The sequence below is a fragment of the Grimontia sp. SpTr1 genome (assembly GCF_947387585.1).
In the GTDB taxonomy this organism is placed as follows: Bacteria; Pseudomonadota; Gammaproteobacteria; order Enterobacterales; family Vibrionaceae; genus Enterovibrio; species Enterovibrio indicus.
In genome coordinates this window covers 123,369-145,102 of sequence record NZ_CANDOD010000010.1, presented here as the reverse complement: position 1 = coordinate 145,102, position 21,734 = coordinate 123,369, and the positions used below count along the sequence as shown (strand labels likewise).

Annotated in this window: 21 protein-coding genes; 12 read left to right on the top strand and 9 right to left on the bottom strand. The window is 49.3% G+C overall.

Translation table 11 applies throughout. The annotated features are described in order from the left end of the window. Window positions 1–126: 126 nt before the first annotated feature. The 4 genes from QL223_RS15300 to QL223_RS15285 all read left to right on the top strand — a co-directional run bounded on the left by QL223_RS15300 (window position 127) and on the right by QL223_RS15285 (window position 3,383). Entirely contained in the window at window positions 127–378 is a 252-nt protein-coding gene (locus tag QL223_RS15300; RefSeq protein WP_002539055.1) for a hypothetical protein, read from the top strand. A gap of 48 nt (window positions 379–426) precedes the next feature. Beyond that, a complete protein-coding gene (locus QL223_RS15295; protein ID WP_165016770.1) occupies window positions 427–684 on the top strand; it encodes a hypothetical protein in 258 nt (85 codons plus the stop codon). Window positions 685–990: 306 nt separating this feature from the next. Next, window positions 991–2,367 (top strand): hemolysin family protein, encoded by a 1,377-nt coding sequence (locus tag QL223_RS15290; RefSeq protein ID WP_281545218.1) that lies wholly within the window; start codon window positions 991–993, stop codon window positions 2,365–2,367. After that, window positions 2,367–3,383, top strand: a complete 1,017-nt coding sequence (locus QL223_RS15285; protein WP_039850081.1) for a hemolysin family protein — start codon at window positions 2,367–2,369, stop codon at window positions 3,381–3,383. Before QL223_RS15290 ends, QL223_RS15285 begins: the two co-directional genes overlap by 1 nt. A 103-nt stretch (window positions 3,384–3,486) precedes the next feature. Here the strand turns inward: QL223_RS15285 and QL223_RS15280 are convergent, their stop codons facing one another. After that, window positions 3,487–5,091: an ABC-F family ATPase gene (locus QL223_RS15280; protein WP_281545217.1), complete on the bottom strand. Its 1,605-nt coding sequence runs from the start codon at window positions 5,089–5,091 to the stop codon at window positions 3,487–3,489. A 224-nt stretch (window positions 5,092–5,315) separates the two neighbouring features. Next, window positions 5,316–6,359, bottom strand: a complete 1,044-nt coding sequence (locus QL223_RS15275; RefSeq protein WP_281545216.1) for a PHB depolymerase family esterase — start codon at window positions 6,357–6,359, stop codon at window positions 5,316–5,318. A gap of 355 nt (window positions 6,360–6,714) precedes the next feature. Here QL223_RS15275 and QL223_RS15270 point away from each other — a divergent pair, with 355 nt between their 5' ends. The 5 genes from QL223_RS15270 (at window position 6,715) to QL223_RS15250 (ending at window position 10,163) form a co-directional block, all read left to right on the top strand. Further along, the gene (locus QL223_RS15270) at window positions 6,715–7,677 is read left to right on the top strand and encodes a transposase (RefSeq protein WP_002539061.1); all 963 of its coding nucleotides are present in this window, start codon (window positions 6,715–6,717) and stop codon (window positions 7,675–7,677) included. 432 nt (window positions 7,678–8,109) lie between these two features. After that, window positions 8,110–8,754, top strand: a complete 645-nt coding sequence (locus QL223_RS15265; RefSeq protein WP_152442372.1) for a hypothetical protein — start codon at window positions 8,110–8,112, stop codon at window positions 8,752–8,754. A 62-nt stretch (window positions 8,755–8,816) separates the two neighbouring features. Continuing rightward, window positions 8,817–9,134 (top strand): hypothetical protein, encoded by a 318-nt coding sequence (locus tag QL223_RS15260; RefSeq protein WP_002539063.1) that lies wholly within the window; start codon window positions 8,817–8,819, stop codon window positions 9,132–9,134. Beyond that, window positions 9,124–9,288, top strand: coding sequence for a hypothetical protein (locus QL223_RS15255; protein ID WP_002539064.1), 165 nt, complete (start codon window positions 9,124–9,126; stop codon window positions 9,286–9,288). The genes QL223_RS15260 and QL223_RS15255 overlap by 11 nt, the downstream gene beginning before the upstream one ends. 41 nt (window positions 9,289–9,329) lie before the next feature. Continuing rightward, complete coding sequence (locus QL223_RS15250; RefSeq protein WP_281545215.1) at window positions 9,330–10,163, top strand: hypothetical protein; 834 nt, start codon at window positions 9,330–9,332, stop codon at window positions 10,161–10,163. 141 nt (window positions 10,164–10,304) lie between these two features. Here QL223_RS15250 and QL223_RS15245 read toward each other — a convergent pair whose 3' ends face one another. Beyond that, a complete protein-coding gene (locus QL223_RS15245) occupies window positions 10,305–11,429 on the bottom strand; it encodes a M14-type cytosolic carboxypeptidase (RefSeq protein ID WP_281545214.1) in 1,125 nt (374 codons plus the stop codon). A gap of 528 nt (window positions 11,430–11,957) precedes the next feature. Here QL223_RS15245 and QL223_RS15240 point away from each other — a divergent pair. Further along, a complete protein-coding gene (locus tag QL223_RS15240; RefSeq protein ID WP_281545213.1) occupies window positions 11,958–13,160 on the top strand; it encodes a sugar transporter in 1,203 nt (400 codons plus the stop codon). 160 nt (window positions 13,161–13,320) lie between these two features. Then, the gene (gene speG / locus QL223_RS15235; protein ID WP_046303507.1) at window positions 13,321–13,845 is read left to right on the top strand and encodes a spermidine N1-acetyltransferase; all 525 of its coding nucleotides are present in this window, start codon (window positions 13,321–13,323) and stop codon (window positions 13,843–13,845) included. Between the two features lie 68 nt (window positions 13,846–13,913). Here the strand turns inward: speG and QL223_RS15230 are convergent, their stop codons facing one another. The 6 genes from QL223_RS15230 to QL223_RS15205 form a co-directional block, all read right to left on the bottom strand. Continuing rightward, window positions 13,914–14,888, bottom strand: coding sequence for an ABC transporter permease (locus QL223_RS15230; protein ID WP_046303508.1), 975 nt, complete (start codon window positions 14,886–14,888; stop codon window positions 13,914–13,916). Window position 14,889: 1 nt separating this feature from the next. Then, entirely contained in the window at window positions 14,890–16,008 is a 1,119-nt protein-coding gene (locus tag QL223_RS15225) for an ABC transporter permease (RefSeq protein ID WP_046303509.1), read from the bottom strand. Continuing rightward, the gene (locus tag QL223_RS15220; protein ID WP_281545212.1) at window positions 16,005–17,549 is read right to left on the bottom strand and encodes an ABC transporter ATP-binding protein; all 1,545 of its coding nucleotides are present in this window, start codon (window positions 17,547–17,549) and stop codon (window positions 16,005–16,007) included. The genes QL223_RS15225 and QL223_RS15220 overlap by 4 nt, the downstream gene beginning before the upstream one ends. Window positions 17,550–17,692: 143 nt before the next feature. Next, window positions 17,693–18,691 (bottom strand): BMP family ABC transporter substrate-binding protein, encoded by a 999-nt coding sequence (locus QL223_RS15215; RefSeq protein WP_002539073.1) that lies wholly within the window; start codon window positions 18,689–18,691, stop codon window positions 17,693–17,695. Window positions 18,692–18,881: 190 nt separating this feature from the next. Continuing rightward, the gene (locus QL223_RS15210) at window positions 18,882–20,012 is read right to left on the bottom strand and encodes an endonuclease/exonuclease/phosphatase family protein (protein ID WP_281545211.1); all 1,131 of its coding nucleotides are present in this window, start codon (window positions 20,010–20,012) and stop codon (window positions 18,882–18,884) included. Window positions 20,013–20,058: 46 nt separating this feature from the next. Further along, a complete protein-coding gene (locus QL223_RS15205) occupies window positions 20,059–20,562 on the bottom strand; it encodes a hypothetical protein (RefSeq protein ID WP_002539075.1) in 504 nt (167 codons plus the stop codon). A gap of 377 nt (window positions 20,563–20,939) precedes the next feature. Between QL223_RS15205 and mobB the strand changes: the two genes are divergently transcribed. After that, window positions 20,940–21,521: a molybdopterin-guanine dinucleotide biosynthesis protein B gene (mobB, locus tag QL223_RS15200; protein WP_281545210.1), complete on the top strand. Its 582-nt coding sequence runs from the start codon at window positions 20,940–20,942 to the stop codon at window positions 21,519–21,521. Window positions 21,522–21,734: the final 213 nt, after the last annotated feature.

Below are 21,734 nucleotides of genomic sequence, written 5' to 3'. Positions count from 1 at the left end.
TACAGGTAACTAACAAAAGTAAAAGGGCGCGTTGGCGTCCTTTTTTGTCTCAGTTACCTTTCAATATCGCAAAGTTAGGAAAGCTCTCCTACCCTTTTAGTTGTCAGCAAAAAGGGGATGCGATTTATGTTCAGCGTAAAAAACACCATAAAAACCACACTTCTAGCCACCGCAGTTTTCGGCCTTGCCGCCTGTTCCGATTACGATCCTGTCGCAGAAAGTGACTGCAACAAAGTGGTCAGCCACGCTCAGAAAATTCTTGGCGCCTTAGCACCCTCTGCAGGCGAATTGATGAGCCAATGTAAAGCGGCTTCAGACAGCGAACGCGGCTGCGTGATGGCCTCCACCAAAAAAGGCCAGCTTGCGCAGTGCCTATAACCGGATAAATTGTCGTATACTGGCGCCCGTTTTTAACGGGAGCCATGTATGCAACGTTCCACTCTTATCGGCCTCAAAGTCGGCCTGCTCGCCCTTCTTCTTTTTATCGGTATGCTCGGTATGAGCACCAACTCACCTGCTACAGAATGGCTCAGAGAAGCATTTCTAGGCATCAGTTTTGCTTTCGCCTTCGGCTTGGGTGCGCCGGAAGCATTGGCTTACATACTGGCGACAATCGTATTTATTGCGGTTTTCTGCGTGGGGTATTTTGTTGGCAAGAAAGCTTCTGGCAAATTGGATAGCTAAAGCCGATAACGCAACCCGACTCACCAAAGATTTTTAAAACAGCCCGTAAGCCCCAAAGTGGCCAAACTCGCCGTTTTAATCGTGATTTTCGGCCATTGCAGCTTATTTGCACATAACATGGAAATCCCGCAGGCCGAGTGTCTCAGTAAGTTTGCAGGGGATAATCAAACTATTCACTAGACTATTTCCACATCGCGGAAATATACTGCGCTTCCTGTTATTACTGTAGGAATACTTTGTGGACCCCAACTCTAGTCGATTGTGTCAAACCTTACTGGCTTCTTGTCATCAAGGGAGGACACAGCAATGATTGAGACCCTCCTTACCCTTCTGTTCGGCATTCTATTTATCTTGGCTATTATCGCAGCAAACGGCTACTTCGTTGCCCAAGAGTTCGCGTACATGGCTGTGGATAGAGCAAAACTCGCAACCCTTGCTGCGACTGGTGATGCCGCTGCAAAACGCGCGCTCAAAGTGACCAAACGTACCAGCTTTATGCTGTCCGGTGCCCAACTTGGTATTACGGTAACCGGTCTGGTTCTAGGCTTTGTCGCGGAACCTCTGGTCGGCCAGTCTCTGGGTGTATTACTACAAAGCTTTGGGTTATCGCTAGAGGCGGGGATCGCTCTAGGTACCGTCATCACCCTGGGTGTCGCTATGGTCGTTCAAATGATCATGGGCGAGCTATACCCGAAAAACCTCGCGATTGCGAACGCAGAACCAATGGCTCGTATGATGTCCCGCTCAACACTGATTTATATGTCTGTGTTTGGCTTTTTCATCAGCTTCTTCGACAAGTCAGCCAACCTGCTACTTCGCGCGGTTCGCATTGAACCTGTGCACGATCTTGATGTAAGTGCATCAGAAGAAGACTTGCACCATATCATCGCTAACTCGCGTGAAACCGGCGACATCCCAGTCGAACTGTCACTGATGATGGATCGTATTCTGGATTTCCCAGAACGCGATGTAGAACACGCCATGGTGCCTCGTTCACAAGTCGACTGGGTTGAGCCGGAAACCACATTGACTGAGCTGGTGTCTCTGATGGCACAAGCACATACCCGTTACCCTGTGGTGAACGATGACGATGCACCTGTGGGTGTAGTTCATCTTCCTGATGTGTTGGCACGTATTGATGCTGGCCATGCTGACGACACTGTAGAATCAGTGATGCGCCCTGCTACCGTGCTGCCAACGCTCATGAGCCTGCCAGACGCCCTCGACCAGTTGGAAAAATCAACCAACCATCTGGCGTGCGTCATTGACGAGTACGGCGGTTTTGCTGGCGTGCTAACGATTGAAGACCTTGCAATGGAAATCGTGGGTGAAATCACCGACGAGCACGACGCGGACGCGGCTGATGCCGTTGTGCCGCAGAGCGACAATGTATGGTTGATGGAAGGTGACGTCCACATTGATGAAGTGGAGCGTGCGATTGGCTACGACCTGCCGAAAGACGATGTAGAAACCATCGCCGGTATGTTGATTGCTGAACGTGGTGCACTTCCAGCTGAAGGTGAGACCGTTATTATCGAATTGCCTGTCGACCCATCCGAATTTGCTTCCGGCGAGCTGTTCAAACGCCACCTTGAAGTTGAAGTGTTGCGTATTGAGCGACACGTTCCAACAGAGGTGCGCGTCAAGCTTGTAGAGAATCCTATTGAGGAGGGTGAAGAATGATGACTGATCCGTTGATTGTCACTCTGGTGACCACTGCCCTCATCGTATTGAGTGGCTTCTTCGTTATCATCGAATTTGCGTTGATGGGTGCGCGCCGCCACCGCCTGGAAGAAATGGCCGTGGAAAGTGCGTCTGCACGCGCTGCACTGCGCGGCATGAATGACCTGACGTTGATGTTAGCTGGTGCCCAACTGGGCATTACCTTCTGTACCTTTGCGTTGGGTGCAGTCACCAAGCCAGCGGTAGACCATTGGATTGGTCCAGTGTTTGCGTCCATGGGCATGCCGGAATGGGCGGTAGATGGTGCGTCGTTCGGTTTTGCGCTGTTTGTGGTGACTTTCCTTCACCTTGTTGTCGGTGAAATGGCACCGAAATCCTGGTCGATTGCACACCCAGAAAAATCAGCGCTGGCAATTGGTTTGGTCGCGCGCGCTTATGTGTGGCCACTGCGTCCGTTGCTGAACTGGATTAACAGCATTGCAAACCGACTGGTAAAAGCGTCAGGTGTAGAGCCTGTAGAAAGCGCCGCTGTCGGTGGACAAGACATTGATACCATCCGTCAACTCGTCGAACACTCGGGTAAAGTGGGTACACTGCAACCGAGTATTCAGAAGCAGCTTTCTGGCCTAATTGACCTGAGCTCAATTCCGGTTGAAACACTGGTGACAGAAGGTCAGGTGATGGCCCATGTCGACAAACGCGCAACCGTTGCAGAAGTGCGCAAGGTGTCGATGGAAACAGGACACATGCGTATTCTGGTGTTCGGAAATCGTGGCCTTAAACCGCTAGTGGTTCATGTGCGCGATACCCTGCTGGAACCCGCTGACCGACCTGCGCGTGAAGTTGCACGTAAAGCGCATGTGCTTGATGCAAACACACCAGTTTACGAAGCGTTGGCGCGTATGCGTGAAGCGAGTGTGCAGCTTGCCGTGGTAAGCAAAGGTGACAAGATGATTGGTGTGGTGACACTGGCAGATATCCTGAAACGTGTGCTGCCAACATCAGCACCGAGCTAATCGTCCGCTGTTGTCCCAACAAAAAACGCCACCTTTTCAGGTGGCGTTTTCGTTTTTATCAAACCTTGAATCACAAGCGTTTGAATGAAATCTGATAGGCAGCTTATGCCGCACTCAATACTTTCTGCTGATGAGCAAGATACTCTTCGTAAGTACCTTGGAAGTAATCCAGCTTCTTGTCTTTGATTTCGATAACCGCCGTCGCCAGAGATGATACAAACTCACGGTCGTGACTCACGAAAATCAGCGTTCCCGGATACACTTTCAGCGCGCTGTTCAGTGCTTCAATTGCTTCCATGTCCATGTGGTTGGTTGGCTCATCCATCACCAGCACGTTGATGTCTTGCATCATCAGCTTGCCGAAGATCAGACGGTTCTTCTCACCACCCGAACAGTTTCTGGCTTTCTTGTTCACGTCATCTTCGGTAAACAGCAGACGCCCCAGAATCGCACGCACAATCAGGTCGTTGTGCTTTGCGGTGCGCCACTGAGAAATCCACTCAAAGATGGTCATGTCGTTGTCGAAATCAGCAGTACAATCCTGCGGACAGTAACCGACAGACGCATTCTCCGCCCACTTCACCACACCTTGGGTTTGCTCAAGCTCGTTCACCAAGCAGCGCAGCAACGTGGTTTTACCCACACCGTTCTCACCGATAACCGCGAGGCGCGAGCCTGCTTCCAGCAGCAGGTTACCGTTTTCAAACAACATCTCGCCGTTATAGCCGTGACCCACTTGTTGCAGCTCAAGCGCCTGACGATGCAGTTTCTTGCCTTCACCAAAATCAATCGACGGACTGATACGGCTGGAGGTTTTAACTTCATCCAGTTTGATTTTGTCCATGCGTTTCGCGCGCGAACTCGCCAGCTTTGCTTTAGAGGCGTTGGCACCGAAGCGGTTCACAAACTCTTGCAGCTCGCTAATTTCGGCCGCTTTCTTGGCGTTACTCGCCAGCAATTGCTCGCGTTGCAAACCAGACGCTTCCAAGAAGTAATCATAGTTACCTGGATAGATTCGCAGCTCACCGTAATCAATGTCTGCCATATGGGTACAGACTGTGTTCAGGAAGTGACGGTCGTGCGAGATAATAATCATGGTGCACTTACGCTGGCTCAACTCTTCCGCCAACCAACCGATGGTGTGAATGTCCAGGTTGTTCGTCGGTTCGTCCAGCAGCAGAATATCCGGGTTCGCAAACAGCGCCTGCGCCAACAGCACACGCAGTTTCCAGCCCGGCGCAACTTGCTGCATCAGGCCAAAGTGTAGGTGTTCTTCGATACCCGCTTTGATCAGAATATCGCCCGCGCGACTTTCTGCTGTGTAGCCGTCCATTTCCGCGAACTCGACTTCAAGCTCAGCGACTTTCATGCCGTCTTCTTCGCTCATTTCCGGCAAAGAGTAAATGCGGTCACGCTCTTGCTTCACTTCCCACAGCTTTTTGTCGCCCATGATGACGACATCAATCACGTTGAAGTTTTCAAAAGCGAACTGATCCTGACTCAATACGCCCAACTTCAATCCTGGGGTGATAGACACGTTGCCAGAGCTCGGCGTAAGTGCACCACTCAGAATCTTCATAAAGGTTGATTTGCCACAGCCGTTAGCGCCGATCAGACCATAACGGTTACCGTTACCAAACTTTGCTGAGATGTTTTCAAACAACGGCTCCGCGCCAAATTGCATGGTGATGTTAGCGGTTTGAATCAATGAAGTATTCCTAGATGAATGAAGTAGGGCGTTCAGAGCGCCAATCTAAGTAGCGCGAACCAACAGGCGGCGAATTATACAGACTAAATTGGGATTGAACAGATGGGAGCTGTATAGGTTTTCAATACGAATGCTCAACTGACTCAAGAGGCAGCCAATATCGTAGGCATGGAAACGAAAACGCCACTGCATAGGAACAGTGGCGTTAATTGCGCTGCGCGAGTTTAAGATGCGTTAGGGTTTTGCAACAGGTGCTTCACCATCTTATTGACCGCATTCATCTGCGGGCCAGATTTAAAGGAGTAGTCATACCGGGTGTAGCCCCACCAGTCCCAGCAGCCTTTCGGGTTAATCAGTTGACGAGTTTTCGCTTGTGGGTACAGCACAATGATGTTGTTGGCATCGGCCCACTCGTTAATTCCCACTTCTTTCGCGTATTCATCGCCAATGGTGTCTTTGTTTTGCTGACATCCGTGGAAAGCGACATGCACTTTACAGCCGCTGTCTGTGGTGCAGCTGTCTGGGACGAACACGAAGCCCTGATCATCCATGCTGGTCAAACTGCTGGTAAAGAAAGGACGTTGGTCAAAAACGTGGAGTTTGCCGGGTTTCTTGGGGGCTTTTTCTTTCAACGGACCGACAATCCAAGAAAGCATCTCGCCAGCACTGTCGTAGTTACAGTTGTTGATGTAGGGGCTTTGCGTGGTGTTGCACTCGCTGCCAAATTCGTCAGTCACAAAAGCGTGTCCTGCGGGAACGGTATCAACGAAGTTGATGTTATCGCCCGTATTCACCTGCTCGTAGTATTCGTTTACTGCTTTCATGGTGACGGGTTTTACAGTTGGATCTTCAGTGCCACTGAACAGCCACACTTTTTGACTGGCAATGTTAGTGATGTCGTCGATTTTGCCGTCTTTTTCGCGCTTCTTGGTTAAAGACAGCAGGCTGTCGACATCTGCACCTTTTTCCATGCAGTGAAATGCGCGGGTAATACTGTTCAGGTTTGCCAAAGGATCTTTCGGATCAAAGCTCAGTACATTGACGCAGTCATACGGAATGCCCGCAATCACGCCAACACCTTTCACTTCAGAAGAGTAAGCAACGCTGTACTGCACAGCCATTGCACCGCCAGAGGATAATCCAGAAACCGTCACGGTTTCACTGTCTGCGCCAAGTTGAGGGAGGGGATCTGCCTTGTCGTTATTCGCAAATGTTGCCGCACTAAAAAGTAGTGCTGAAACAACCAGCGCATTGGTTATTGTTTTCATCTTGAGCCCTTAAATGTTTATCCATAACTGTTGTTGTATGTGATGCAGAGAGAAAGCCAGCGCTCCGCATTGGGCCAGCGCCCATTTTTGTATAGGAAATTCTGGATGTTATGTCAATTTATCTGGACAATTCTTGCATTGAAACCTTAGAAGGGCATATGCACCTTAGAGGGACAGACACTTTTAGAAAAAGTCCATGCACCTTAGAGGGACAGACACTTTTAGAAAAAGTCCAAACTATCAGTTTCATCCCTGCGTGCATGCCACCTCAGACCTGTTCATTCATCCAGAAAGGAATGGCGAGTTAAGTTAGGGTAAGTGAATTCAACAATGATCTGAAATATTCGAATTCGCTATGACAACCGCTCGTGCCTCACTCATCAATGTCGATGCCACACCTTACTATCATTGTGTTTCACGTTGTGTTCGACGCTCATTTCTCTGCGGCTTCGACAACACACAGGGAAAGTGCTTTGAACACCGTCGAGGTTGGATAGAGAAACGGCTTCTTGCATTAGCTAAAGCTTTCTGTATCGATGTGTGCGCCTACGCGATTATGAGTAATCATTACCATGTCGTATTGCATATCAACATAGAGAACGCCAAAACATTAACACCAATAGATGTCGCAGAGAGATGGTTAGCGTTTCATCAAGGTCCTGTGCTGATACAACGCTTTATGCGGGGCGAAGAAATGTCTGAGGCTGAAAATGAACGATGTATGGAGCTCATTGAAACGTGGCGAGAACGCTTAACCTCCATCAGTTGGTTTATGCGGACGTTGAATCAATACATTGCAGCAGAAGCAAACCGTGAAGATCAATGCACCGGACATTTTTGGGAAGGTCGTTTTAAGAGCCAGGCATTGTTGGATGAAAAAGCATTGGCGGCAGCAATGGCCTATGTTGACCTCAATCCTATTCGTGCAGATATTACTGACTCGCCTGAGACCTCTGAGTACACCTCAGTCAAAACGAGAATTGAAGCACTGAAAAATGATCAGGTTAATGCTGACGGTTTATATGTATTCGCGGGATATCCACGTAAAGACCAACCAGCAGGCATTCCTTTTCGGTTATTGGACTATCTGGAGTTGGTTGATTGGACAGGTAGACAACTTCGCGATGGTAAACGTGGGCAGATAGACGATAAATTGCCACCGTTACTGGAACGCCTTGGCATCGAATCGTCCCTTTGGCTAAGAACAGCCTCCAATATTGAAACCGGTAATCTTGTTGGGTCTGAAAACGCCGTCAAAGCGGCATTACCACACCTTCAACGTCAAAGAGTGTCAGGTATACGGTTACCCGACAGCTAAACCTTTCTTTTCTCTTTCATTTTGATAATCAGGCTGCAGCCTGATGTTTATGCTTCCTGAAAACGACTTAAATCAAGCCAAAACGTTAGTTGGGACTCGAAGCCAACACTGATCACTGCAAATAGGCGACCAATTACGTGGTTCTCTAAAAGCGGGAAGATCTATCTACCCATTTTCCTCATGATTTTCCTCATGTTATGTCTGTCCTTTTTGTCCTTTAATTGTTTGTTTTAGATCAAAAACCGACACGTTACAGACGATTACAAAACACTTTGAGTTAACGCCATTCGCAAGGTGCCCAAAGCCCCGGCATGCTTGAAAGAGCAATATCAACGTCCTAAGGGGATGAATGTGAACCGAGAGTTGGTTTACCTATTGACCGATATCAGGCGGGAGCTGCTTATTCGATTGCCTCACACTTCGAAGCTTAAGATGATCGATGACATGCTTAGTTGGCTCGATACAGGCTCACCGTGCGGAGAGTTTGCGTTTCACTTTCCGTCACAGATGACAGATGAGGGATTCAGCGCCTTTGAGCGCGAACAGTTTTGGGAAAACCCATACTGCAGTTGCTATCTGTTTATAGAAAAATACGGTTCCTATTCAAAAAAGGCGCTCGTGCTGAACGCATTGGAGTATCGCCCCTTATATACCGAAGCAGGAATGCCCAGCTTTTTCTGGATAGACAAGGAAAAGGTAGCTAGTGTAACGGAAGCATTATTGTTATTACTTTCTCAATTACTCGCGCATCAAACAGAACTACCGCACGCTTTAGATTCTCAAGTTTCAGTATCGGCTTTTTTTTCGACAAATGATCTTCAAGGCTGTGCAAGGCAAGATGTCCTGGATGAAATTCATTGGCACTGCGAGGTCGCAATACAAGGTATCGCGTTGGCGGAGCACACCCACTCGAAGTATGTCGGTATCTACAAAAACGGCGAAAAGCAGATGGGTAATATTCACTATGAAAATACCGTAGACACACGTATTCATAGGGCAATGAAAATTACTAATCCAAATCAGAACCCAAGCTTCTTTTATGAAGCGGACTCAGCCTTTGTCATTTTTGGGAGTTGATCAAGTTGAGAATATGGGTTGCTCTTTTATTGGTGCTTTTATCTCCCTGTGTGCAAGGAGCTGTGATTAAACACACCGAGTCACTCAGTCGTGATCATTTCTATATTGCTATCGATGAAGGTGAGCAGACATTTACTCATAAGTTTCAAGTCGGTGGAGAGCATATAAACCACTATTACATCTTTGGTGTGATGGGAGAACGGTTCGCCATCACAGTTGAAGAATGGGAAGGTAGGGTAGATGTTTATGTTGACGGTGAAGGGATAAGGCACGAGTTGGACGAGTATTACGTTGATAAACGCTACACCTGGCTGGAAGTCGCAGTGTCGGCTCACCCCTATGCGAATTACAACCTAAAGGTCCGGCGTCATGGAAAATGAAAGATTGAGTCAAGCACAGCAACAGGCACTCATCGATTTGTTACAGACTTTGAGTGCCGAAATGCGTTTTGCAGGTTTGTCAGAAGACGATGTATTGCAGCAGCGGATCCATGAAGCGATTAAGGCGCTTCGCGCAGAGGTGTGCTTCCGGTAAGGCAGTTCGACGACCTAAGATAAACATGAAATGGAGGCTATATGAAATACGCAATCCCACTCGCTATTTTGTTACTTACTTCTCTTCCAGCCAATGCAGGGGAAGGGTTAACCTGCTCCGAAGCAAAAGCAGAAGTCGAGCAGCAAGAAGCTCAGAATGCATTCAATGTTTCTTTTACTAACTTCTTAAGACAAAAGCATATCAGCGCAGAGCGCCACGCGTTTGAGGTGAACGAAGACTATGCTGCCGTTTCCGAGTACAGCACATACAGAAGTCATGATATTGAGTTCGCAAAGCGGGAAATTAGAGCCTTCGAGTGGCTGTTCAATGATCTGAGTGGAGTATCGGGCGGTAAGACGTTGAAAGTGCCTGAACCACACCTTGTAGATGTAAGCTTTCTACTACTTATGGAGATGGGGCTTGAGTTTACGCCCGCAGAGCTCCATAACGGTGTGAAGCTAACGAAAAGTGAGGTGGCAGAGCTCCAAGAAGCCGTAAGTTACGAACTGACCATTTTGTACCGAAATCATCGCTTGTATGCAGCTCACATATTCAAGGATAAAGCAGGCCAACAGACGGTTGCGTTTATCTGGAGTAACTTTTGTGGTGCAGGTAAAGCACCAGAAACCATCGTTTCTAAGATAAACGGTACTCGCGTTTCGATGGATATCTACTGCATTGAAAATGATGCATTCTCGAATGCCAGCTTTGCTATTGCGAACACGGAAGCCGGCCGCCGGTACATACACCGCGAACTGTCGGAGAAAGAGTGGCTAAACGTTCAACTGCCCTTTGAGGATTCATCAATGCTGACTCAGTTCTGGGCGAAGGGTTTTAACCGAGCATGGACAAAACTCGGGGGAGAGCTTTATTAGAGAGGCACCGTTGTATACTGATTGGAAGCTCTATTTGATGATCTGTGGGCTGAGGCGGTATTGTCATGGCGTGGGCGCCATAGCCTCTTGTTATACGCCACCCTCCAGTGGCGTCTGCATTTCAATTCTTCAATCAACCCATCAAAGCTTCGGCAAGGTCGCCCAAACCGCCGCCAGCATATCTCGGCCGAATCCTGCGCTTCGCTCTGGTGACCAACCGTAAACGTCGTCTGGCTGGTCGTTGTGATCTTTAAATGGCATTTCAACGGTGTAAGACAAACACTTAAATTGCTCTGCCACCCAGTTAGAACCCACAGTCAGGTTAGCTGTGCCCGGCGCGCTTTTCGGATAACCGTGCTCGTCCTGAAACTCTGGGGTGATGGTCAGTAGCGCTTGCTTGAAGTGGGCTTCCAGTGCGGCGAAATCTTCATCATAGGAAGGAATACCCTCACTGCCTGCCACAAAGTTGTATGGGATCGCTTCGTCGCCGTGAATATCGAGGAACATATCTACGCCCGTTTCCAACATGCGTTCGCGCACGTAGAAAACTTCTGGGCTGCGCTCTACCGTCGGCGTTTGCCATTCGCGGTTAAGGTTTGCGCCAACCGCATTGTGACGCAAATGACCACGAATGCTGCCGTCTGGGTTCATGTTAGGCACGATACGGATAACCGCATTATCAATCAGCGCTTTGCCGACGGTGTTGGTTTCATCCAGTAGTCGCATCAGCAAGCCTTCGATAAACCACTCTGCCATGGTTTCACCCGGGTGTTGACGGCCAATGACCCAAATGTTCTTTTTACCTTCGGCTGGTTCGCCAATGGTCAACAGGCTGATGTCGTTGCCATCAATGGTTGCACCCAGCGTTTCCAGTTTGCAGGCGTAGTGGGTTTGCGCTTCGTGCAGCAAATCCTGATGACGCTCATAAGAGTATGGCGCGAAGTAGGCAAAATACATGGAGCTTGCTTCAGGGATCACTGAGAACCGCAGGTTGTCGCCATCAAACTCTGAAGGAATACGGAACCACTCGTTACGGTCGTAAGACGCGACGACATCGTAATCCTGCCAACCTTCTGGGTAAGCGGATTTAGCAAGGTTCAGCAGCGTGAACTGGTGCAGTTCCTGCGAATCACTTTCCAAACGGAAGTGGAACCATTGCGCGGTTTCTGTGTTGTTATCGGCTGGGATTGAAAGCTGAATATTGGCTGGTGAGTCAGCGGAAACTACCTGAATGTTGCCGCTGTCAAAGTTGCTGAAGATTTTCATTGTTGATCGTCTTTCTTATCGGAATTTGGGAATCACATTAGCATAGTTCCCGATTCGCGAAAGCAAGTATACCCAAACAACCTGAAGATGCAGGATTCAGCGAGTTTGACTGGCGTTGTGATCGCGGCGTTCCTTTGCAGGTGTAGCCATCTCCATCAAAAAGGAACAACAAAGAGCACGGCGTCAGTCAACTCGCCCGGAGGGAGGCCATCAATGCGCCCACTTCTTTGTTAAATACCACGGAAATAGAACGACTATTCCTCGTGGTATTTGCCTCGAATTGAACGCATTGATAGCCTATGAATGCGAGCATCTTCAGGTCGTTTGGGTATAAAACTGTATGAAATGATGAATAGCTCGGTTGGTTGGCTCAGTTGCCTAAAAGTCGTTCAAGCTTGTCTTTATCTGTTAAACGAAGCGTAGATTTGATTGCCACTTTTTTGACCATTGCCTCTTTTTTGAACCTGCATTACACTCGCGTTCCTTTTTCGTTTGTTGTTTATTTTTTGCCTGTCGCTTCTCATCACCATGCACACCAAAAACCAAAATCTGTTGCCTTGGCTCAGAGTGTTTCTGATCGCCCTGAGCGCCTTTATTTTCAATACCACCGAGTTTGTCCCAGTCGGCATGTTGGCGAACCTTGGCGAAAGCTTTGGTATGCGCCCTGCTGAAGTCGGGCCAATGCTGACGATTTACGCCTGGATTGTGGCGCTGGCTTCTTTGCCAGTAATGTTGCTGCTTGCCAATTTTGAGCGTCGTCGCCTTATGCTGGGCGTATTTGCATTGTTTGTTGGTAGCCATGTCATTTCTGCCATGGCTATCAGTTACAACATGCTGCTGGTTTCCCGTGTTGGTATCGCGTTTGCGCACTCGGTGTTCTGGTCGATAAGTGTCGCGATGGCAGTAAGAATGGCACCAAATGGCAAAGGCGCGGTGGCAATCAGTCTGCTTGGAACGGGTACGGTGCTAGCCATGGTGATGGGCGTGCCATTGGGTCGCGTTGTTGGCGAATGGTTCGGCTGGCGCACGACTTTCGGTGGCATTGGCGTGATTTCTGGCGTGCTGATGTTGGCGCTTTGGCGCTGGATGCCGACGCTGCCGGTTTCCAACTCCGGTAACTTATCAAGCCTGCCAGAGATTGCACGTAATAAGCCCCTGCTGAGTCTGTATCTGTTGACGGCGATTATCGTCACTGCTCATTTTACGGCTTACACCTATCTTGAACCGCTGATTCAGCAGGTTTGGAATTTGAGTGCGGATGTCACCACTTGGGCACTGATGACTTACGGCGCGGCGGGTATTGTTGGCAGCTTGTTGTTCAGCCGCATGCAGCCTCGTCATCCAAACACCCTGCTGATTCTTGGCTTTGGTTTGCTGGCGCTGTGCCTTTCTATGCTCTCGAGATCCGGCGTTGGCATATTCCAGCTTTTCCCGGGTGTGGCACTTTGGGGCGCGGTGATGATGACAGTCGCCCTCGCCTTGCAAACACGGGCGCTGGAATACGGCTCGAAAGCGACTGATATCACCATGGCTATCTACTCCGGCATTTTTAATGTGGGGATTGGCGGCGGCGCGCTGCTGGGTAGTCAGGTGGTGCTTCACTATGGCGCGGCGAAAAACGGCCTTGTTGCCCTTGCCGTGATCAGCTTTGGCCTGCTGCCACTTTGGTATTTGGTGCGGAAGAAAAGAACAGACGACACGGAGCCGGAGTTGGTTCAAGTGCCATCTTGATAGCCAGAACGAAAAGCCGCTGACCGACATCAGCGGCTTTTATCTATGGGCAATCAAAAACGCCAGAATATTTCATTTCCCTACTTCGAAATCCGGTGATATCTTCCGTCGCCGACAAAAATTCAGTCGCGCTACCAATCACTTTAGAACGAGAAATAGTATGCAAAACGCTATTCGATTGCGCGCCCTTGAGCAAACAGATCTTCGCTTTATCCACCAGCTAAACAACAACCGCTCTATTATGTCATATTGGTTCGAAGAACCTTATGAATCTTACTATGAGCTGGAAGATCTGTTCAGAAAGCACATTCACGACAGCACTGAGCGTCGTTTTATCGCAGAGAACGAGCAGAAGCAGGCGGTTGGCCTTGTGGAGCTGGTCGAGATCAACTCGATTCACCGAAATGCTGAGTTCCAGATTATTATCGCGCCGGATTTCCAAGGTTGCGGCTACGCGAAAACACTTATCAATAAGGCGCTGAACTATGCCTTTACGATTCTGAACCTACACAAGGTTTACCTGAATGTGGCAGTGAACAACGAAAAGGCGATTCACTTGTACAAGAAGTGTGGCTTCGTTGAGGAAGGCCATCTCGTGAAGGAAATCTTCGTGAACGGCGAGTACTGCGACATTAAGCGCATGTACATTCTGCAAGATGACTACTTGGCAAAGCGAAGCGCTTAACCGCAGATTGCTAGAGAATAAAAAACGAGGGCATTTGCCCTCGTTTTGTTTTGTGCTGATTTAAGCCATTAACGTTCTTTCTCGTAAGGTCGCCCAATCGCTTTCGGCGCCACAGCTTTGCCGATAAAGCCCGCCAGCAGTACCACGGTCAACACGTAAGGCAATGCGGAGAACAGCTGGGTTGGCAATACGCCAATCAGCGGAATCGACACGCCCTGCATACGCGTTTCCAGCGCTGAGAGGAATCCGAACAGCAAACAGGCCAACAGCGCGTTGCGTGGCTGCCATTTACCGAAGATAACTGCTGCCAGCGCGATATAGCCCTGACCTGCTGTCATCTCTTTACCAAACGCCGCATTCTGCGCTGTAGAAAGGTACGCACCTGCTAAGCCACACAGCAAGCCTGCAATCAGCACCGCACGGTAACGTAACCAAACGACTGATATACCTGCCGTATCAATGGCATTCGGCTCTTCACCTACCGCACGCAGACGTAAACCGAAGCGTGTTCTGAACAACACCCACCAAGTGATGATCACCGCGATAAAGGCCAGATACACCAGAATGTTGTGGCCGGAAATAACATCGCGATAAAGCGGACCAATCACAGGAATGGTGTCACCCAGCCATTCAGCGCCTGGCAATTCAGCCGGAAGGAATCGCTGGTCGTTGTGAAGCGTTGGCGTTTGACCACCACGCTCAAACCAAGCGTGGCCGAGGGTAATCGTCATCCCCGAGGCAAAGAAGTTCACCGCAAGGCCAGAGATAATCTGATCGCCCTTTTGGGTGATAGAGGCATAGCCATGAACCAGTGCCAACATCATTGAGCCTGCAATCGCAGCCAGAAGCCCCAGCCAAGGGTTACCCGTCACGTAGGAAACCGCAGCCGCAGCAAACGCGGCGAAGAGCATTTTACCCTCAAGACCGATATCAACCACGCCAGCGCGTTCAGAGAAAATCCCTGCCATGGCAGCGAAAATTAACGGTATGGCGAGACGTATGGTGGAATCAGCCGATGAGAGGATCCAGTTAAACCATTCCATGTTACGCCCCCTCTGCTTGCGCGTTACGGCGCATAAAGAAGCCTTCGACTGGCTTGCGGATTAATCTGTCGAGCGCCCCCGTAAAGAAGATCACCAGACCTTGAATCACCATAATCAGCTCTGGGTTGAGGCTCGGCATTTCAAACTGCAGCTCAGTACCACCTTGGTAAAGCGCACCGAACAGCAGTGCAGCAACCACAATCCCGAACGGGTGGTTACGCCCCATCAGTGCCACGGCGATACCGATGAAACCAAAGCCACCCGTGAAGTTCAGGATCAGGCGGTTTTGCGCGCCATAGACTTCGTTCACCGCCATCAAACCTGCCAGTGCGCCAGAAATGGTCATCGCGATAATGATGATTTTCTTCGCGTCGATACCTGCATACTCTGCCGCTGTTGCGTTCTGCCCTACGACGCGAATCGCGTAGCCAAGGCGGGTTCTGAACATCAGTACCCAAACCAGATACGCCACCAGCAATGCGATAAGGATGGAAGGATTCAGCAGAGAGAATGGCAGTTCGAGACCATAACTTGCGCCGAGTTCATAGAGTTTCGGGAACACTGCTTCAGGGTTGAAGTAACGGGAATCGGTCGAGTTACCACCGTATTTGGCGATGTGCTCAACCAACGCGTAACCCATCACTGAAAACGCAATAAAGTTGAACATGATGGTGGTCACCACAATGTGCGAACCACGTTTTGCCTGAAGATAGCCCGGCACTGCGCCCCAAAGCGCACCGAAAGCCGCCGCAACCAAAATCGCCAATGGCGCCATCAGCCACATGTTGAGTACACCATCAAGCAGCAGCATCAAAATGCCGATGCCTAAACCCGCAATGTAGGCCTGTCCTTCACCGCCGATATTGAACAAACCTGCGTGGAAAGCGACAGCAACCGCCAGCCCAGTAAACACAAAGTTTGTCGCGTAATACAGGGTGTTGTTCAGACCACCAAATTCCAGATTGGTCGCCCCCTGAATCATCACGCTGAATGCTGCAGTTGGGCTTTCCCCTACCAGCAATACCACCAAGCTGGAAATCACCAGCGCGACAGAAAGCTGAATAAAGGGAACCAGAAAGGTTTTCACCCACATTGGGGCGCTTTGTTGAGGTACATTCATGCTGCGCCCTCCTCTTCTGCGGCATTCGCCATCAAGATACCGAGTTGACGCTCGTCCATGTCTTTAGCAATCACATCACCGGTGATTTCGCCATCCACCAATACGATGATACGGTCGGACAGCGACATAATTTCTTCAAGCTCTGTCGAAACCAGTAAAATCGCGGCACCAGCATCTCGGGCGGCAATCAGGTTGCGGTGAATAAATTCAATCGCACCGATATCCACACCACGGGTTGGCTGACCCACCAAAAGCACTTCTGGCTCACGCAACATTTCACGGGCAATGATGAGTTTCTGTTGGTTACCACCGGAGAAGTTGGCGGATTTCAGTTGTGGATCAGCAGGACGCACATCGTACTGCTCCATCATGTCTTTGGTTGCTTTTTCAATCGCCACCGGATCGAGCAGGCCTTTGCCGTAAGCAATGTCGTGCTGGAAGCCAAGAATCGCGCTTTCTGATGCTGGCATCGCTTTTACCAAACCTTGCTTGATACGGTCTTCAGGAATATGACCGACACTCAAACGTCGCATTAAGCTAGCATCACGACTGTCTTTGCTGGCGAACTTCTGGCTGCCTTTGGAGGTCGTTAAGGTAAAATCCCCTTCCTGCGGCACTGTGACACCTGAGAGCACAGAAAGCAGTTCGGACTGACCATTGCCTGAAACGCCTGCAACACCCAGAATTTCGCCTGCTTTCAGGCTGAAATTCAGATTCTTTAAACGCTTAACACCGCGGCTGTCGAACCAGGAAACGTTATTCACGCTAAGGCGTTCTTCGCCCGGCGTTGCTTCGGTTTTGTCGACGCGCAGTAAGACTTTACGCCCCACCATCAACTCTGCCAGTTCATCTACATTTGTTTCTGTGGTTTGACGATGTGCGACCATGGCACCCTGACGCATGACAGACACAGAATCCGTGATTGCCATGATCTCTTTAAGTTTATGAGTGATCAGAATGATGGTGACACCCTGTGATTTCAGGGTGTTGAGGATCTCGAAGAACTGTTCAATTTCCTGCGGCGTCAAAACGCCTGTCGGTTCATCCAGAATCAGAATGCGTGCGCCACGATACAAGGCTTTGAGAATTTCCACGCGCTGCTGAATACCAACGGGAAGCTCACCGACAATGGCATTGGAATCAACGGTCAATCCGTATTCTTCTTCAATTTTCTCCAATGCGCCGCCGACGTTTTTTGAGGCCACGTCCAACAGGCTGTGTCCTTCTGCACCGAGCATGATGTTTTCGAGAACAGAGAAGGTTTCCACCAACATGAAGTGCTGGTGAACCATGCCGATGCCATGGGAAATGGCATCTTGAGAATCTTTGATATTTACGGTTTCCCCATCGACTTCGATGGTGCCTGAATCAGCTTGGTAGAAACCGTAGAGAATCGACATCAGCGTCGATTTACCTGCACCGTTTTCCCCGACAATACCGTGGATGGTTCCCGGCATCACCGTGAGGTCGATGTCTTTATTTGCATGAACTGCGCCGAATCGTTTGTTGATTCCTCGCAGTTGAATGGCGGGTTGTGTCATGCCTGCTCCTTGGCATCAATTTAAGAACGACGTAAGCGATTATTCTTGTGAGAGCAATACGTTAAGTAACAAGGCAAATCGCTATCTTTTGATGCAATTCGCCCCCAGTGGCACAAACCAAACTGGGGGCGAGACAAACGAAATTAGTATTCGCAAGAATCGGTGCTGAAGTAATCGTGAACCACGATCTTACCTGCGATGATGTCATCACGGATTTGCTTCACACGCGCTTCCATTTCTGGGGTCACGAGGTCACGGTTGTACTCGTCCAGTGCCCAGTCAACGCCGCCTTCTTTCAGACCCAACGCTTGCAGACCTGGGGTGAATTCGCCGTTTTTCGCATCATTGAATGCGTCTTGTACCGCAACGTCTACACGCTTAACCATAGAAGTCAGCATCACGCCTGGGTGCAGGTAGTTTTGGTTTGAATCAACGCCAATAGCGTATTTTTGACCGTCAACGGCTGCCTGGTAAACACCGACACCAGTACCACCCGCTGCTGCGTAAACCACGTCTACGCCTTTATCGAACTGCGATTTTGCCAGCTCAGCACCTTTGGTTGGGTTGTTCCATGCTGCAGGGGTTGAGCCTGTCATGTTCTGGATAACGTCTGCGCCTTCTGCTTCAAACTTCGCGCCTTGCTCATAGCCACACGCAAACTTACGGATCAGAGGAATGTCCATACCCCCAACGAAACCGACTTTGTCACTTTCACTCTTCATGACTGCCAGCGCACCTACCAGGAACGAACCTTCGTGCTCTTTAAACACAACAGAGCGTACGTTTGGCAGATCGACCACTGCATCGATGATAACGAATTCCGTTTTAGGGAATTGCTTCGCCACTTTCTCTACGATAGGTGCTTGTTGGAAACCTACCGCAACGATTGGGCTGAAACCACGCTGAGCCATACGCAGCATCGCTTGCTCACGCTGTGCTTCATTGGTGATTTCAAACTCACCGTAGCTGATGCCTGTTTCTGTCTTAAACGCTTCTGCGCCAGTGTAAGCCGCCTGGTTGAATGATTTGTCGAACTTACCACCCATATCGAAAATGACAGAAGGCTTGAACTGAGCTGCTGACGCCGATGCAGACATAAGACCCAGGGTAACTGCTGCAGCCAGTGAGGTGATCGTTTTCATCCTTGATACTCCATCTATTGAGGAAATCCGTTATTTGATAAATTTATACGCTAGCCATATGAAGACTCAGAGCTTCATATGATTCGGATATATGTATTCATAGGACAAATTAACATTTCATCCACAAAGCACGGACAAATATCGTTCTGCTTGCGGTGAAATCTTGAACGCTTTCACACACCGCTTGGTTTTACGTGCGCTGACTCTCGTTTTCACAAGGCTGCTTCTGTGATGACTCCTGCAGTATCACATCCACATAAACGAGGCGATGGTCGGAAGAACACCCCGATACCGCTTTTCCTTTCTCGTTATAGATGAATGATGCTAATGCATCGTCCACTTTCGGCCAGAAAACGCCAGAAGCCATGGGTGTAAGATGGTGAGATGGCAACACATAGTCGAGCCTCAATCCGCGATCGTGGGTTGCCCGGCTTTTGCCTCTGGAGCGTGAATTGAAAAGCGCCTTGGCTGCGCCTTCGCTTTGGGGTTGAACATCTTGAAGAATAGAGTCAGACAGCAATGTCCGAATCTGGGCTTTGTCGCCATCGCCATTCACCGGATCAGCATTGAGATCGCCCATGATGACAAATGGCTCTCTCTCATCAATGCCACCCTTAACACCGTTATCGTCGACCAGAAAGGAAGCGTTGTTGACAATGTCATGCAGCAGTTGAAGCTCATCCGCGTTTCTTCTGAGATTGCGCCTTTCCGGCCCATCAAATACCGGCGGGGTCGGGTGACACGCCACCAAATGAATGCGCTGGTTATTCACTATCACGGGCAATGCAATGTGATTTTTCGAGGAAAGGCGAATAGGTGCTAATCCCTTCTGTTCGAAATAGGACACAGGCATTCGGCTGCCTGGGTAGTTTTGCCAGAGTAACGTCTGCCAACTGCGGCTATTTTTGGTATCAAGCGGATATTTGCTCAGTACTACAAACCCATACTGGCCGTGATGTCTGCCAAATCCGTGCGCTCTTTCTGGCGACGCTGACACACCCTCTCCTTCCACCACTGGTAAACCGGTATTAGTGGAAGGTAGATAGGTATAAGGGAAGTGAATGGCAGTCTGCCCACATTGCGGCTTTTCCAAATATTCCTTTTGGAAGAACGCCAACATGCCATCATCACCGCCATGTCCGAGGTGGTCGAATTCGCAGAGCAACAACACATCTGGCTGGATGTGCTGAATGATGGCTGCAATATGGTTATAGCGGCGATGCTTCGCGAGTTTTAACTCAGCGAAGATCTCCCCCGGGTTATCGGCGGACATCGCCACATTGAAGGTGGCAAACCTTAATGATTCTCTATCAGGCACCATGATGACTACTCAGTCGTTTCGAACTGGGCATGGTAACCTTTTGAATCTACTGCGAACAACGTTCTTGGCTAAGAATCATCGACAAGGCAGTACGAATGTATTTGGCATCAGCTTCCGCACGGTGCGGTGCTGGCCCCAAGGATTCAAGCGCGGCAAGAAAATCATCGCGGTTGATGCTCTCATGGTTTAGTAACCAATGACCCACTTCCGTTAATGTAAAAGTCGGGCGCATGTGCGCAGCTTTATAAAGCCGGCCAAGCCAAAAAAGATCCCATTGGCTATCGCAAAGCACATCATCGTAATAACAAAGCGTGCTGTTGAGGTGCGAGCAAACATCGACAACTGACATGCCATCTTTTTTCAATGCAAAGCGGCTCAAACCATGGATCTCTGTTTCCGCAAACTCGTCCCAGTGTTGCCAGTTTTCAGGGGAGGTATCGGGGTTGATAAGCAGGCTGACACTGGTGCCATCGGGCAAGCTGTAACCAACTTCTATCGGATATGAAGCTTCTGTTAGGCCAGAGGCTTCAAAATCGAGGGTAACCCACATATTATCGCTCCATGATAATGTTGTGTTCGTGAAGGTCGTCAGAGCACAAGTCACACGCGGGTCTTTGCTAAAGGCACATCCATTTTGCCTAACAATTTTGCCCTTTAAGGCGCCTGCTGTGTTCTGAATTGATTGTATACCCTAGGCCGTAACCCTGCGGAAGTTGTGACCAAAGTAGAGAGGTTTATCCCATCCCTTTGTCATCAAACCGGTTTCGACTGGGAATTATTAGCGACTGTGCTACCACGAATATGCAACAGACACATACGCAACTAAATGTAGTGCGTTTCATTTTTTCTGCACGAAAAAACATTAACCGTATGGCATATTCATTACCGTTTTATCACTTTTTAGAAAATTAGCCTTTGGCGATATAAATGACATTCCAATCAAACACGCTGACACCCGTACTTGGTTTTGCTGGCTTCAGTGGCTCAGGAAAAACCACCCTGCTTGAATCTGTTATTCCCCATTTGAGGGCAGCAGGGCTGCGGGTAGGCTTGTTAAAGCACAGCCACCACGACATCGAACCTGATAAGCCAACCAAAGACAGTTATCGTCTGCGTTATGCAGGTAGCGACCAACTTTTGCTGGCCACCTCTAAACGCCACATGTTGTTTTTCGAATACCACGATAGCGAGGACAGAGAGCCAGATCTAAGAGAGTGTCTGGCGCAACTCGACCATTCCCGTCTGGACATTGTTTTAGTGGAAGGTTTTCGTGATGAAATCTTGACCAAAATCGAAGTGCACAGACCGAGTTATGGCAAGCCCGCGCTATATCTTCATGATCAGAATATTGTCGCCGTTGCGTGTGATGTGTTATCGAAAGACTTTGAAGCTTCGCCCCACCTTCGCCTTGATATTAACGCGCCTAAAGATGTGGCTGACTTCATCAAACATTGGCTGAAAACGGCGTCCGATAATGAGAAATATCTCGCCTATGAGCCTGGACTGTAAAAACACCCTGTTCAATCAGCTTATTGGCGTGAATAACCTCAGCTTGGCTGCCACAATCATTTTGTAGGTGCTCTTGGCGCTTGCTGTATATTTTTACAGCAGCCCACGAGACGCATAGTGGGCGAATAGACGATCTATGTCCGGCTTTTCCCATTCTTGTGTCGCCCGTTTCGATTAAAAACATCAAAATGAGTCTTTCCTATAATGCATAAG